9 protein-coding genes and 1 tRNA gene are annotated in these 15,254 nt (G+C 36.8%); 5 read left to right on the top strand and 5 right to left on the bottom strand.

Annotated elements, in window-relative coordinates:
- Positions 1-421: 421 nt before the first annotated feature.
- Positions 422-497 (bottom strand) — tRNA-Phe (locus ACFILH_RS02615).
- 397 nt (positions 498-894) lie between these two features.
- Here ACFILH_RS02615 and ACFILH_RS02610 point away from each other — a divergent pair.
- The 3 genes from ACFILH_RS02610 to ACFILH_RS02600 all read left to right on the top strand — a co-directional run bounded on the left by ACFILH_RS02610 (position 895) and on the right by ACFILH_RS02600 (position 5,391).
- Positions 895-2,058 carry a phosphoserine transaminase gene (locus tag ACFILH_RS02610; protein ID WP_273790352.1) on the top strand — a complete coding sequence of 388 codons (1,164 nt, stop codon included), beginning with the start codon at positions 895-897 and terminating at the stop codon, positions 2,056-2,058.
- Positions 2,059-2,442: 384 nt separating this feature from the next.
- Complete coding sequence (locus ACFILH_RS02605) at positions 2,443-3,732, top strand: adenylosuccinate synthase (protein WP_273790353.1); 1,290 nt, start codon at positions 2,443-2,445, stop codon at positions 3,730-3,732.
- A gap of 237 nt (positions 3,733-3,969) precedes the next feature.
- Positions 3,970-5,391 carry a hypothetical protein gene (locus ACFILH_RS02600; RefSeq protein WP_375637534.1) on the top strand — a complete coding sequence of 474 codons (1,422 nt, stop codon included), beginning with the start codon at positions 3,970-3,972 and terminating at the stop codon, positions 5,389-5,391.
- A gap of 203 nt (positions 5,392-5,594) precedes the next feature.
- On the opposite strand, the gene rpoH is transcribed toward ACFILH_RS02600, so the two are convergent.
- The 3 genes from rpoH to ACFILH_RS02585 all read right to left on the bottom strand — a co-directional run bounded on the left by rpoH (position 5,595) and on the right by ACFILH_RS02585 (position 9,092).
- Positions 5,595-6,479 (bottom strand): RNA polymerase sigma factor RpoH, encoded by an 885-nt coding sequence (gene rpoH, locus ACFILH_RS02595; protein WP_273790355.1) that lies wholly within the window; start codon positions 6,477-6,479, stop codon positions 5,595-5,597.
- Positions 6,480-6,627: 148 nt separating this feature from the next.
- Positions 6,628-7,632: an RluA family pseudouridine synthase gene (locus tag ACFILH_RS02590; protein WP_375665179.1), complete on the bottom strand. Its 1,005-nt coding sequence runs from the start codon at positions 7,630-7,632 to the stop codon at positions 6,628-6,630.
- Between the two features lie 29 nt (positions 7,633-7,661).
- Complete coding sequence (locus ACFILH_RS02585; protein ID WP_273790357.1) at positions 7,662-9,092, bottom strand: aldehyde dehydrogenase family protein; 1,431 nt, start codon at positions 9,090-9,092, stop codon at positions 7,662-7,664.
- 461 nt (positions 9,093-9,553) lie between these two features.
- Here ACFILH_RS02585 and ACFILH_RS02580 point away from each other — a divergent pair, with 461 nt between their 5' ends.
- Together ACFILH_RS02580 and ACFILH_RS02575 are read left to right on the top strand one after the other, a co-directional pair.
- Positions 9,554-12,127 (top strand): DNA translocase FtsK, encoded by a 2,574-nt coding sequence (locus ACFILH_RS02580; protein WP_273790358.1) that lies wholly within the window; start codon positions 9,554-9,556, stop codon positions 12,125-12,127.
- An 827-nt stretch (positions 12,128-12,954) separates the two neighbouring features.
- Complete coding sequence (locus ACFILH_RS02575) at positions 12,955-14,661, top strand: ATP-binding protein (protein ID WP_375630987.1); 1,707 nt, start codon at positions 12,955-12,957, stop codon at positions 14,659-14,661.
- Positions 14,662-14,679: 18 nt separating this feature from the next.
- Here the strand turns inward: ACFILH_RS02575 and mscL are convergent, their stop codons facing one another.
- Entirely contained in the window at positions 14,680-15,087 is a 408-nt protein-coding gene (gene mscL / locus ACFILH_RS02570) for a large conductance mechanosensitive channel protein MscL (protein WP_273790360.1), read from the bottom strand.
- Positions 15,088-15,254 lie beyond the last annotated feature (167 nt).

Genomic DNA, 15,254 nt, shown 5'->3' with positions numbered 1-15,254 from the left:
TATAACGATAAAGCCATTGAGCACCACCATCTTTACGCTTATGGAGAAGCAAGCCGGCACCATCATTATATTTGCCAGCTCGTGGGTGTTGCGACAGCCCTTGCATTAAGACGGTTCATAAGAACCATTTTTACTCCTTTCTTGTACAATTTTTACCCACACATCAGCCCCGCTTATGACGTGCAAGTAAGTGGTTTTAGTTGATTCAACATAAACAGATTTGAAATGAAAGAATCTTACGTTATTCGGGGGTCTAATTCAATATACAAAACAGTAAATTATCATTATAAATCAATATATTGTTATTGTGTGAAGCGTGCTTTATAGACAAATGTTAGAAACCCTATTCCCTTAACTTTACTCAGGCATCATTAACTTAAAAGTCAATAAAAAAATAGGTTACATACAACAAAGAAGAGTGTGGTGCCCAGACGCGGATTCGAACCACGGACACGCGGATTTTCAGTCCGCTGCTCTACCAACTGAGCTATCTGGGCATGCTTCATAAAAAACATAAAGCGTTTGCGGTTATAACATTAAAATTTTCTCTGTCCAGTCATCAAAAGAAAAATAATTGATTTTTTAATAAGTTTATCTCCCTATTCTAGAGCGTTATCAATGAATCTTTATCATAAAATAAATTTGATAGGTATATTGGACACTTTAGTGTATTGTTATTAGAATGCTGTCTTATCGTGGTGGTGATACGAAAAAAATTAAAAGAATCAATCGAGAAGCATGATTAAGAAAGATTTTTTTATAAAGTTTCCGTGAATTTTAAGCATACGAAATAATAGACAACATTTTTGACTTTTTCTAAAAAGATTGTTGATTAGTCTTTATAATAATTTGTTTTTCTTTATAAAGAAAAAAACATCTAAAAGGGGAGAAATAATGATAATGTTACAAAAACCAAGTAGTCGTCCCAATAATACTAATTTTTCTTCAGGCCCTTGTAGTAAACGGCCTGGTTGGACTCTTGATGTTCTTAAAAATGCAGTAGTTGGGCGTTCACATAGATCTAGAGAAGCAGAATTAAAACTTGCTGAAGTTGTTAATTTAACCCGTGAGATTCTTGAGGTTCCTTCTGATCATCGTATAGGAATTATGCCCGGTTCAGATACCGGTGCTGTTGAGGCTGCTCTATGGTCTCTATTAGGTGAGCGTGGCATTGATATGGCGGCGTGGGAAAGTTTTGGATTTGGGTGGAATAAAGATGTTGTCGAGCAATTAAAGCTTTCTGATGTGCGTCGTTTTGAAGCTCCTTATGGTGAAATACCAGATTTAACACAACTTGACTTTGATCGGGATGTTGTTTTTACATGGAATGGGACAACTTCTGGTGTGCGTATTCCTAATGCGGATTTCATTCCGCATAAACGGGCTGGATTGACCATTTGTGATGCAACATCGGCAGCTTTTGCGCAATATCTTGATTTTTCAAAATTAGATGTTGTTACTTTTTCATGGCAGAAAGTTTTGGGAGGTGAGGCTGCACATGGTATGGTGATTTTAAGTCCTCGTGCTGTTGAGAGGCTTGAGAATCATGTTCCAGCTTGGCCTATGCCTCAACTTTTCTATATGACAAAAAATGGAAAATTGAACGAAGATATTTTTAAAGGAAAGATAATCAATACACCTTCTATGCTTTGTGTTGAGGATTTTCTTGATGGGTTGAAGTGGGCAAAGTCTCTAGGAGGTGCAGCGGCATTAAGAGCACGGGTTGAGAAAAACTTTTCTGTACTTGATGCTTTTGTTCGCAAAACGCCATGGTTAGAATATTTGGCAAAAGATCCTGAAGTGCGTTCTAACACCGCTATTTGTTTAGATATTGTGGATCCAGTGATTACTGCTTTGGATACGGAAAAGCGAGTATCTTTTATAAAAGCGGTTGTGAAACGTCTTGATGAGGAAGGGGTTGCTTATGATATCGGTTCGTATCGCGATGCTCCTCCTGGGCTTAGAATTTGGGCGGGTATAACAATTGAGGCTTCCGATCTTGAAATTTTGACACAATGGCTTGAGTGGGCGTTCCAAGTTGAAAAAGCACAGCTTTAAATAATTACTGGTGATTTTCACAACGTATTTTTAAACAAAAAAGGATACGAAAGATTATGATGATCTTTCGTATTCTTGTATCAGACAGACAGCATCTAAATATTACGTGAATTGTAAAAGATTAAGAGAGAGAATGAATGCTCTGTCAGGTGTTGGATACGCACAAATTAAAATCTCTATTTTTTTTACTTTGTTGTAGCAAAAATAACAGATTTAAAATATTTTGGTATTTGCTTATCTTTATTATCATAAATTTGAAAATTTAATCACTTGAAGATTGAGAAAAATCTGAAATGAGGAGTCGCACTTGCTCTAAGGTTTCGTTATAAAGAAGTGTTTGTTTTTGAATGCTGGTTTTTTTAACCAAACACGACGGAGAAAGTTATGGCCAATGTAGTTGTTGTCGGTACACAATGGGGTGATGAAGGCAAAGGTAAAATTGTAGATTGGTTATCTGAGCGAGCAGATATCGTGGTGAGGTATCAGGGGGGGCATAATGCTGGCCACACATTGGTTGTTGATGGAGTCAGTTATAAATTATCACTTTTACCGTCTGGTTTAGTGCGTGGCAAGTTATCAATTATAGGCAATGGTGTTGTTGTTGACCCTCATCATTTTGTTGCAGAAGTAAAAAAACTATGTGATCAGGGTGTAAAAATCACACCAGAAATTTTGCGTATTGCTGAAAATGCTCCTTTGATTCTTTCTTTGCATCGTGATCTTGATGCAATTCGAGAAAGCGGTTTATCTGGTTTAAAAATTGGTACAACAAAGCGTGGTATTGGACCGGCTTATGAAGATAAGGTGGGACGTCGTGCTATCCGAGTGATGGATTTAGCAGAAAAAGATACACTTATGGCTAAGATTGAGCGGCTTTTGAGGCATCATAATGCTTTGCGTCGTGGGATGGGTGTTGCAGAGATTGATTCTCGAGCACTTTATGATGAATTGATGCAAGTTGCGGATAAAATTTTGCCCTTTATGGATTGTACGTGGCGTCTTTTAGATGAAGGTTATCGAGGAGGGAAACACATTCTTTTTGAAGGTGCGCAAGGTGCTTTATTAGATAATGATTTTGGAACTTATCCTTATGTAACGTCATCTAATACAGTTGCTGGGCAAGCATGTACAGGTTCGGGGATGGGACCTGATGCAATTCATTATGTTTTGGGTATTGCAAAAGCTTATACTACACGCGTTGGAGAAGGGCCGTTCCCGACAGAGCAGATAAATGATATTGGTGAATTTCTGGGAGTGCGTGGACATGAATTTGGTGTTGTAACGGGTCGAAAGCGTCGATGTGGTTGGTTTGATGCTGTCTTAGTACGTCAGATGGTAACAATTTGCGGTGTTCAAGGTATAGCATTGACAAAACTTGATGTTTTAGATGGTTTGGATGAAATAAAAATTTGTATTGGTTATGAGCTTGATGGTAAAAGAATTGATTATTTACCTTCTTCCATGGGAGCTCAGGATCGGGTGAAGCCTGTTTATGCAACATTAGAAGGTTGGAAGGAAGAAACAGCACATGCATTGAGGTGGGAAGATTTACCAGTGCAGGCTATTAAATATATACGCTATATTGAAGAACTGATTAATACAAAAGTGGCTTTATTATCCACAAGTCCAGAGCGTGAAGATACTATTCTTATTACGGATCCCTTTGTTAATTGATTATTATTTTTAGATTTCTATATATGTTCTCTGTGCGTTTTTGTCTCTTTTTACAAAAAAAGTTTTTAAGAGCACGTGAGAGAAAGGTGCAAAATAGCATTGTTTATTTTTCATATTCATTTTACATTATTGCGATAGTTGTACCAATATTAAATGGCAATCAATTTAGAAGGCTAAAATAAAGTTTTTTGGCTTTACTATTGATTTTTTCTCAGTTTAAGAGAGATTATAGAGGAAATGGTAGATTTCGTTGGAATCTTAAAAAAGACAATTAATGCACAAAATAATATTACACCACAAGTGCGTAAGCGGATTTATAAGCGTGCTACCGAAACACTAGAACATCAATTTTTAACAGCAAAAATACCACAAGCAATAGCGGATGAACAGAGAAAGATTCTTCAAAGTTCTATTGCAACTGTTGAAGGAGAATATTTAGCAGTTGAAAAGAAGCGGCTTTCTTCAGTTATTGGGTGGAATCCCACAAATATAAATGAAGATAAGAAATATACAAAAAAAACTATATTACCAAAGAATAATGAATTTTCAGAGGTAAATATAAAAAGAAAACAGGATTTTGTTACGCGTTCAAAGGATAACAAGGTATTTGATGAGCTTTGTGTATCCGATATACCAGATGCAGAGCCTGTTAATATGGAGGCTGATGTGCCTTCTCAGCATGTTAATAGCAGTGTGTTAAAGATTTCTCCTTCGCAGGAAGATAATTCGCATATTGTTTCGCACATTTTTTCTCAGGCTTTACGTCGTGCTAATAAATCGTTAGTGCAAAGGCGTATTGTAATAAGTGCTGTTTCTGTTGTTAGTTTTGTTGTTTTAATTGTTGGTATTTTTTTTGTTGGTGAGCGTGTATTTGTATCAAATGATCATCAGTTTTTAGAAGAAAATCTTCAAGCTTCTCACAGAGTACCAAAGGCATTTCCAATTAAGAGAAAGTTAACACAACGCTTATTAGAGGATGGAAGTGAAATTGATGTTGGTTTAAAACAAGCGATAGATTCTTCGGATGAAGAAGTACTCTCAACAGTTGTTGATAGCAATTTGCAATCGCTTGAAAAATCAGGTGAAGCTGTTTTCTATCAAGCACGTACAAATTATGATGCAGAAAAGATAGCAACGGGAAGTGCTCGCTGGACGCTTATAAAAGAATCTCAAGTGAAGGGGGCTCCAGAAGAAACAACTATACAAGGTGATATAACAATTCCTGATGAAGGGGTATCATTACGGTTAATTTTACGTCGTAATACCGATCAGTCATTTCCTGCTGCATATATTATGGACCTTGTTTTTATTCTTTCTGATAAATTTTCAGGTAAAGCTATAAGCAATGTTCAAGCATTAACCTTTAAAGCAAGTGAACAATCCATTGGACAGGCTTTAACAAGAACCATTGCTGCAAAGATTAACGATGACTTTTTTCTTGTCGCATTGAGTGGTAATCATCCATTTCTTGATCGAAATTTACAATTGATGCGAGAATTAGATTGGATGCGTTTGGTGTTAACGGATAAAAACGGGCGTATAAGTGAATTAACCTTTGCAAAAGGACCAACAGGTAAGTCTATTTTTAATGAAGTTATTGGACAATGGCTTGCACAACAAGATAAGTTAACAGTTCTTGGTCAAAAAAATAAAACATAGATGCAAAAAAATAAACGGCTGTGAAGAATTTTCTACGACCGTCTTTATCAATTATATACCAAATATATTCAATAAAGCTTTACATATCAATAACTTAAAGAATTCGATAGGCTAATTTACAAGTATAAAGCCAAGGCATGCTTTTTTTCATTTTCACATTTAAAGAATGTGCAAACCATTGGCTTTATACTTAACTCTAGGTTTTATACTTGACTTTGAGATAAAGTAGAATCTTTGATAGAGTTTTGCACTTTTTCAAATGCACGCATTTCAATTTGTCTTACTCGTTCTCGACTAATATTAAATTCACCAGAGAGTTCTTCTAGGGTTAGTGGTACATCGTTTAAACGACGCGCTTTAAATATACGCTTTTCGCGTTCATTGAGATTGTCCATGGCATTTATGAGCATGGAACGGCGATTTTCTAATTCACTTTTTTCAATTAAAATTTGTTCTTGATCGTTAGATTCATCCACCAACCAATCTTGCAACTCACTGTTTTCCCCTTCTTTTGTTCGAATTGGTGCGTTGAGTGAAGTGTCACCACCAAGCCTACGATTCATTGATACAACTTCATCTTCTGTGACATTCAACTGGATTGCAATTTTTTTCACTTGTTCTGCATTGAGATCGCCACTATCAAGTGCTTGAAGTTTACTTTTTAACTTACGAAGGTTGAAAAACAAACGCTTTTGATTAGCTGTTGTCCCCATTTTCACCAAACTCCAAGAGCGCAATACATATTCTTGGATTGATGCTTTAATCCACCATATTGCATAGGTTGCAAGACGAAAACCCCGCTCTGGTTCGAAACGTTTAACAGCTTGCATGAGTCCAACATTGCCTTCTGAAATGACTTCCCCAATGGGAAGTCCGTAGCCCCGATATCCCATCGCGATTTTAGCTACGAGACGCAAATGGCTGGTTACTAGCCTATGCGCAGCCTTTAGATCATTATGCTCACGGTAACGCTGAGCTAACATATATTCTTCTTTTGGCTCAAGCATTGGAAAACGACGCACTTCTTCCAAGTAACGGTTTAAACCACCATCACCTGTCATTACTGATAATAAATTCATATGGGCCATATAGCACCCTCCTTTTGTTTGAATTCCCTGATAAGGCAAATTCTATGTTTTAGATAGCTAACTATCCTCATAACCTCACTCTAGCATATTTTTCAATTTTGTTCAAAAAAAGATATTTTATTGTGAAATCTTGAGAAGGGGAAAAGTTTCAATTCATTTTTTTAAAAAGTTTAATAAGTTTAGCCATATCTTGAGGCAGTGGTGCGGAAAACGACATAACTTTACCGGTAGAAGGATGTTCAAAAGTAAGACTTGCAGCATGGAGTGCATGTCGGTTGAATTGATCGATTGCATTTCTAATAGTGGGGTTGAATGTGTTTGATTTTGTTTTAAAAGCGTTTCCATAAACTGTATCGCCTATGAGTGGATGCCCAATATGAGTCATATGAACACGGATTTGATGGGTGCGTCCAGTTTCCAAGCGACATTCCAGAAGGCTAGCAAAAGATGTTGAGTCTGCATGAGAGCCATATTTTTCAAGCAGAGAAACATGTGTAACAGCATGACGAGCATAAGGGTTTTGGTTATGGATGACAGCTTGCTTTGTCCGGTTATGGGGCGAACGGCCAAGTGATGCATCAATTGTCCAGACATTGCGCTGAGGTGTTCCCCAAATCAAGGCATGGTAGCGTCGATCTAATGCGCAGGTACGTCCATGATCAGAAAATTGAGCACTGAGACTTTTATGAGCTAGATCATTTTTTGCAACAACCATAACACCGCTTGTATTTTTATCAAGACGATGGACAATGCCAGGGCGTTTAACACCACCTATACCAGATAAACTATTCCCACAGTGGTAAATAAGGGCATTAACCAATGTACCGGTCCAATTGCCATTCCCAGGATGAACAACAAGACCAGCTGGTTTGTTAATAACAATGACATGATCATCTTCAAAAAGAATGTCCAATGCAATGGCTTCAGCGCTAGGTTCTGCATCACGAAGGTCAGGCATTTCCAATTCAATTATTTGGTTAGGATTTAATTTTGTTTTTGGTTCCTTTATGAATTGACCATCAATTTTAAGACAGCCTTCACGGATGAGGGTTTGCAAACGCGAACGCGAGAGCACATCATGATATTGTTTTGCGAGCCACTGATCAAGACGTTGCCCAAGAGCACCTTCATCCGTTATTTTCTGTATTACCATACGATTCCTATTAAGTTTTTAATAAGATTTTACCAGTACGAAATTGCTTTACTATCGAGAAATTCTTTAATTCCCCAATGTCCTCCTTCACGAGCGCGCCCAGAAAATTTTACACCTCCAAAGTAGCTTCCACTGGGTAATCCATGTCCATTAACTTCTACCATACCAGAGCGTACTTGTGCCGCAATACGACGACATTTGTTGCGATCTTGCGATTGAATATAGTTTGTAAGACCATACTCAGTCTCATTCGCTAAAGCGACGGCTTCTTCTTCTGTACTAAAAGAAAGAATCGAGAGAACTGGACCAAAGATTTCTTCTTTAAAAATACGCATATGAGGTTTTACATCAGCAAAGACTGTTGGACGGACATAATAACCGCGTTCCATTCCTTTTGGTAAACCAGTCCCGCCTGCAACAAGAGTTGCACCTTCATCAATTCCCGATTGGATAAGATCTTGAATTTTATCATATTGTTTTTTTGAAACGACAGGTCCAATATGATTTCCTTCTTGGCAGTTTGGTCCTACTTTTGTTGTTTCTGCAATATCTTTGGCTATTTTTATGGCTTTGTCATAGATGCTCTGTTCCACAAGCATACGAGTCGGTGCATTACAACTTTGTCCACTATTATAAAAGCAATGTCGTGCACCACGTTGAATAGCATCTGAGTCGGCATCAGCAAAGATAATATTCGCTCCTTTTCCACCAAGTTCCAGACAGACTCTTTTTAAAGTAGCGCTGGCATTTTTAGAAATATCTTTTCCTGCTCTAGTTGAACCAGTAAAGCTGATCATTTCTAAATCTGGATGTGCAGAGAGGTAAGAGCCGACAGTCGCACCATCACCATTGATTAAATTAAAAACACCGGCTGGAAGTGCGGCTTCATCTAAAAATTCAGCAAAAAGCATAGCAGAAAGAGGCGCAATTTCAGAGGGCTTTAACACCATGGTACAGCCAGCCAAGAGAGCAGGAATAACTTTAAGAGTTACTTGATTCATGGGCCAATTCCATGGCGTAATTAATCCTACGACGCCGATAGGATCGTAGTGAAGGATTGCTTGCTCATTTCCCTTTATTAAAGTTTCTTGGAACGAAAACTCTTTATAAGCTTCGATAAAATTGCGAATATGGGAACTTCCGGTTGCAGTTTGCGCATTAAGCGCCATATCAATCGGTGCTCCCATTTCCATTGAAATGGTTTTTGCCATGTCTTTGGAACGTTTTTCGTAGATCTCTAGAATTTTTTCAACAAATCCAAGACGCTCATTTGGTGACGTTGTTTTCCATTTTTGAAACGCTTCTTTAGCCGCATTAATTGCTTTATCGGCATCTTTTGTACTTCCAAGGCTAATGACAGCACAAGCCTCCTCTGTTGATGGATTAATGACGTCAAAATCGTGAGGAATGCTTGGCTCATCCCATAGACCATTGATATAAAATTTCCGTTTATTAAACATAATTCACTCCCTTTTTTCTATTTGTATTTATGTAATTATGATTGTCTTAGTCTAAGCCTTTTTAAACGAGGATAACAAGGGTAATCTTATAAAAACGCGAGAAATTAGATTATATCGTGATAATTGAGCATGGAGAATTCAATAGAGCAATGCTTATTGTATTATTGAGACTAGTTTCTTTTATGAAAAGGGAGAGAATAGAGAGGCATAGACAATTTTCTTGAAGCTTTTTTATCATGAAGTTTTTTTCAAAACAAATGAAATACGAGCTCTATGACACCATAAACTGAGCAATTTATATCGTAAATATGCAAAAGGCAGATTATGAATATGCATTATGGCATTATTTTTTTCATTAAAAAGTAACCATCAGCAAAAGGTTATTAACCTTCGTATGATAGTTTCTACGAATTCTTTTTGAAAAGGTTATTTTTCTCATTGCTATAAATTTGTTGGGTGCCATGCATAATTCGAAAACAAAATCTATTTCTACGTCTTCTTTTTCTGATGATAGTACGGAAGGTGCATCAAGAGAAGATTTATCTGTTAAGATTACTGAGATATTTCCTTATCCGGAAGTGTGGAAAAAGGCATTTGCCCTCGGAAAAAACGTCCGTTTCACGAGAACCCCAGAAGTTGAGATTTTGCGTCGTCGTATAGAAACAGATCCAGTTTTTGCAAAACAGTTTAAAATTTTTACGAAGCAAGATCAAAAAAAAATTACAGATACAGATATTGTACGTTGTAACAAGAAAACAACCAATATTCTTTCGACAAAAAAAGTCATTAATCCTCAATCAATAGAGAATAAAACATCAGTTTGTCATTCAACGGTTCTGAAGCAGTTGTCACGACAAGCTATTCATATGCCGTCAGCAAATATTCCACTTGAGGAGGATGAACAAGAACGTAAATTACAAGTGGAAAATGTGCTACAAAAAATAAAACCTGCTTTGCATCTTTCCGATGATGCATTTTTTGAGTGTGAATCTTTGATATTTGAACATGTGGAGACTCAAACGTCAAAAGAGGATGGAATATCAATTGATACGACAAATGAAATTACACCGGATATTCCCACAGCCTTTGATGAGTCAATAACGGCTCTTTACCGTGTTCTTGAATACCGCTTTCCACAACTCTATGATTCAATTACATCAGAATCTCCAGCGGAAAGGATGCGAGGCGTTGAGAAAATTTCTGATTTAATGCATACAAATAATGATACTACTAAAGAGAGTCATTCTAAGCTTTCTGTTGAAGATTCTGCTCATACGTTAAGTAATACAGGGGCGTTAAGCGATGCAGGGGCGAGTATAGAGACTGAAAATAGCAATAATACTGTCGCCAATAATACTGTTGATTGTATAAACAAAGCCGTCACAAAGAATTCAAAAGATTTTTCTGTGATGCAAGCAAACAGTAAAACTAAAACATTACAATCTACTCGTATGCCATTAGGTAATTATGATTCTGCTTTTATGCAAAATATTCAATCTATTGACTGTGATGTTTATGAATTTCCTCCGATCAACTTATTACAGGAACCTGTTTTTCATGAAGGTACGATGATTCCTCAAGAAACATTAGAACGTGGTGCTGGACTTTTGGAAAGTGTTTTGGAAGATTTTGGCATTAAGGGTGAAGTTATCCATGTTCATCCAGGGCCAGTGGTAACAATGTATGAATTTGAACCCGCCGCGGGCGTAAAGTCATCGCGCGTTATTAATCTTTCTGATGATATTGCGCGTTCTATGTCTGCTATTTCTACACGCGTTGCTGTAATTCCTGGACGTAATGTTATCGGGATTGAGTTACCCAATGCGGTTCGTGAAACCGTTTATTTACGGGAATTAATCCAAACACGTTCTTTTCGTGAAAGTGAATTTAAACTTGCTCTTGCTTTGGGGAAGGGGATTAATGGTGAACCGGTCATTGCAGAATTAGCAAAAATGCCTCATTTATTGGTTGCAGGAACAACAGGATCAGGCAAGTCTGTTGCAATTAATACAATGATTTTGTCGATTCTTTATCGTATGACACCAAAGCAGTGTCGTTTGATCATGGTTGATCCTAAAATGTTAGAGCTTTCTGTTTATGATGGCATTCCACATCTTTTAACACCCGTTGTCACAGATCCCAAAAAAGCAGTAACAGCTTTAAAATGGGCGGTTCGTGAAATGGAAGAGCGTTATCGCAAAATGGCTAAGTTGGGTGTGCGTAATATTGATGGTTTTAATGCACGCGTTGCACTTGCAGCTCAAAAAGGCGAAACGATCATGTGTACTGTTCAGTCGGGTTTTGATAAGGAAACAGGGGAAATGCTTTATCATGAAGAAGCCATGGATCTCACGCAGCTTCCTTATATTGTTGTGATTGTTGATGAGATGGCTGATCTTATGATGGTGGCAGGGAAAGAGATAGAGAATGCCATTCAGCGCTTAGCGCAAATGGCGCGTGCGGCAGGTATTCATCTTATTATGGCAACGCAACGTCCTTCTGTTGATGTTATCACCGGTACAATTAAAGCAAACTTTCCTACCCGCATTTCTTTTCAAGTAACGTCAAAAATTGATAGTCGTACGATCTTGGGTGAACAAGGTGCTGAAACGCTTTTAGGTCAGGGGGATATGCTTCATATGGCTGGTGGTGGACGCATTGTGCGCGTTCATGGACCTTTTGTCTCAGATGAAGAAGTTGAATCCATCGTTGCACATCTTAAAATGCAAGGAAAACCTGATTATTTGGCAACGGTAACGGATAATGAAGACGATAACAAAGAGGATACTTCTGCTGATTCAGCGGCTGAAATTTCTGAGGAAGAAAATTTTGATGAAGAGGGTGAGGAACTTTATAACCAAGCTGTAAAAATTGTTATGCGTGATAAAAAATGTTCAACATCTTATATTCAGCGCCGACTTTCAATCGGCTATAATAAAGCAGCTTCTCTCGTCGAGCGGATGGAAGAAAAAGGCATTGTTGGAGCCGCTAATCATGTTGGAAAACGTGAAATTTTACTCAATGAAGGAAAATAAACAAACGCATTTAAAAATATGCAATTTTTTAAATATCTGACAGTTATTATTTAAATGTGCTTGTTTTATTTTTTTATATAATATTAAAAATTTAAATGGAGAGTAATAAAGCAAAAGCGATCTTTTGTATTAAGACTTCTGATGAGGTAAACAAGCTGATATCAAAGGAGATTATGAGATATTTTAACATTTCTAAATGATCTGGAATATAAAGAAATTAAACAAATCTTTATATGAAGACAGATAATTTGTGTTCTCTTTTTTACAGAGAAAATTTTTAATAAAATAGTGCGGTGGTATATTTTTTGTTTGTTCTTTTGTAGCGATTCTAATGAAAGAAAGATCTTTGTATGAATGCCTTCAAATGCCAAGAACTATTGGTAACATTAGGGGCTGAAATTAGTATAATGATGGTGCTAACCAGCTCTTTTATAAGTATAAAAATGGTAATGCACAATGCCTTGATATCCTCTATAGGGACTTTTACATTACACCATTTACAGATGACGTCGTAAAATAAGCTTGGGGATCTTGGGAGATATCTTTTCAAAAAAGGCGCATGAATGTGTAAAATAAGTGTATTCTTTTTGAGTACTATTTATGCGAGGGAGATGTTACCATTATTGTAACAAGATTTATTACATAATGGGTGAATAAGCAACAAGAGCTGGAAGCTTCTTTTTATTCTTGTTTTGTTGATGAAACAGTCAAAATTTTGCTACAGACAATTTATATGAGATATCAAGTTATTTTAACCAGAACAGATAATTGTAAACAAATTAGCATTATTCATTTGAGAGTAAATCCAACACTTTTTAGTTTTAGTTATGCCATTAAAAGCAGATGAGTTAAAGTTAAATACAAATGAATTAAAATCTCAGCAAGAAGCTTTTCGTTTTACACCAGAGCTTTTGCCACGGCCTTTTACGTGGGAAATCGATCACAATGGTTTGTTTTGTGAAGTCTCAAAAGAGCTAGCTGAAGTTGTTGGTCCTCTCTCTTCCTCTATTTTAGGGTGTAGTTTTCATGAACTTGCTCATCAATTTAATGATGATCGATATCTGGTTCTCAGTCGTTTTATTGAAGCGGCTATGCCTTGGAGTAAAGAGATTGTTCAATGGCCTGTTGATGGTTGCTTACAATGGCTTGATGTTGAATTGTCGGCTTTGCCAATTTTTGATGTTACAAAGCAGCTTAAAGGGTTTCGTGGCTTTGGTGTTTTAAAAATACAAAAAAAAGTCCAAGAAAAAAGAAATGAAAAGCTAGCAACAGAAATACCATGTCTTACGGAGATAGAACGCTCAGCTTTTCATGAAATTGCAGAGCAATTGCGTGATGAATTGAATTCATCGGTAAAAGAAGAAAATTTAGTTGAAGAAACAGCTATTCAGTTACCATATGCACAAACATTGCCGGTAAATGCTATAGAACAAGCTCTCGTAAAAGAGCCCGCTGCAGTTTTATCATTGTTGGATACAGCAACAGATGGTGTTTTATGGTTGGATGAAGAAGGCTTTATTCAATCAGCGAGTAGGGCAGCCTTAGCATTAATGGGTTATGAAATAAATGAACTGCGAGGACAGCCACTCTCTTCATTATTTACTTTTCAAAGCCGACTTTTGGTTGAAAAATATTTTAAATCAATCCGCATGGAGGGAAAAAATCAGGTTTTAAATCGCAGAGAAACAGCTGATTTAATGACGAAAAATCATAAAAATATAACCGTTTTGATAACGATTGTATTTTTGGCAAAGCAAGGAAATTATGCTGTTATGTTGCGTGATAGGACACAAACAGTTCCATCAGGAGAAAAAAAAGCAGAAGAGGATAAAATCGTTGGAGTTGTTCATGAAATACGAACACCTTTGAATGCTCTTATTGGTTTTGCAGAAATTATGAGAGAAGGCCGTTTTGGTTCGATAGAAAATGAGCGCTATCATGGATATTTACGCGATATTATTTCCTCTGGAAAACATATATTATTGCTGATTAATCAATTACTAGAGTGCTCGAAGATAAATTATTCTGGTTCCGATAACCAGATTGATTCTTCCCTTATTTCTGAAACATTTGATGTGATATCTTGTTTACGTGCGACGATAGCTTTTCTTGAGACACAAGCCAATCAGAACGGCATTATCATGCGTATTGTTGCTCCACCTCATGTTCCATTTATTCCTGTATCACAACAAGTGTTTCGCCAGATTATATGGAATCTTCTTTCCAATGCTATTCGTTTTACACCTTTGGGTGGACAGATTATTGTTCACGTTTCTTATAGAAAAGAACGTGTAAAAATTTCAGTGAGTGATAATGGTATAGGGATGAACGAAGAAGAGATTATACAGGCACTGCAACCTTATGGTCAAGTAGAGCGCAAGGATGGCCGATCTGGTGATAGCGCTTTTATGGGAACAGGTTTAGGGCTCCCAATGTGTAAAGCAATGGTGGAAGAAAGAGGGGGACAATTTTTACTGTTCTCCAAACCCAATTACGGAACAACTGTGGAAATGTTTTTTCCTCGTGTTCCATGATGTAAATCTTGCATAAAATTATTTTTTCTTAGCCAAAAGATCTCTAATTTCTGTTAACAGTTGTTCTTCTGAAGACGTTTTTTGGGGGCTTTCTTCTTCTTTTCTACGGATTTTGTTCATAGCTTTAACGAATAAAAAAAGCACCCAAGCAATAATGAGAAAATTGATAAGTAAAGTAATAAAGTGTCCATAGCTAATGGTTGCTCCAGTTGCTTTGGCGGCACTCAATGTTGCTTGTTTTTCGCCAGCAAGTTGAATAAACATATTAGAAAAATCAATTCCACCTGTAATCAATCCAATGATTGGCATAAAAATATCATTGACAATTGAGTTGACCAAGCTACCAAAAGCACCCCCTATAATCACACCGATAGCAAGATCAATCATATTACCTTTTAGGGCAAATTCTTTGAATTCTTTAAGCATTGCATTTTCCCCTTTATGTAAGTGATATACGGTAATTTACTTACCGCTTTTGATGAAAAAGGAAAGGGCAGATTTTGTTTTTATGATTATATTACAATATTAATATTATTTTCAAAGACTTTATAAGGTTTAATAAAGAGCTTTAGGGTTCTATTTGGATTTTAGGG

Origin of the sequence: Bartonella sp. CL435QHHD, assembly GCF_042195095.1 — a bacterium.
Taxonomy (GTDB): Bacteria; Pseudomonadota; Alphaproteobacteria; order Rhizobiales; family Rhizobiaceae; genus Bartonella.
Note: the sequence above shows the minus strand (reverse complement) of the source record. Positions and strands in the feature narration are given on the sequence as shown.

Bases quoted from the DNA above. Each gene is read 5' to 3' on its own strand.
- ACFILH_RS02610 (WP_273790352.1), top strand. From the start codon at position 895: ATGATAATGTTACAAAAACCAAGTAGTCGTCCCAATAATACTAATTTT.
- ACFILH_RS02605 (WP_273790353.1), top strand. From the start codon at position 2,443: ATGGCCAATGTAGTTGTTGTCGGTACACAATGGGGTGATGAAGGCAAA.
- ACFILH_RS02600 (WP_375637534.1), top strand. From the start codon at position 3,970: ATGGTAGATTTCGTTGGAATCTTAAAAAAGACAATTAATGCACAAAAT.
- rpoH (WP_273790355.1), bottom strand. From the start codon at position 6,479: ATGGCCCATATGAATTTATTATCAGTAATGACAGGTGATGGTGGTTTA.
- ACFILH_RS02590 (WP_375665179.1), bottom strand. From the start codon at position 7,632: ATGGTAATACAGAAAATAACGGATGAAGGTGCTCTTGGGCAACGTCTT.
- ACFILH_RS02585 (WP_273790357.1), bottom strand. From the start codon at position 9,092: ATGTTTAATAAACGGAAATTTTATATCAATGGTCTATGGGATGAGCCA.
- ACFILH_RS02580 (WP_273790358.1), top strand. From the start codon at position 9,554: ATGCATAATTCGAAAACAAAATCTATTTCTACGTCTTCTTTTTCTGAT.
- ACFILH_RS02575 (WP_375630987.1), top strand. From the start codon at position 12,955: ATGCCATTAAAAGCAGATGAGTTAAAGTTAAATACAAATGAATTAAAA.
- mscL (WP_273790360.1), bottom strand. From the start codon at position 15,087: ATGCTTAAAGAATTCAAAGAATTTGCCCTAAAAGGTAATATGATTGAT.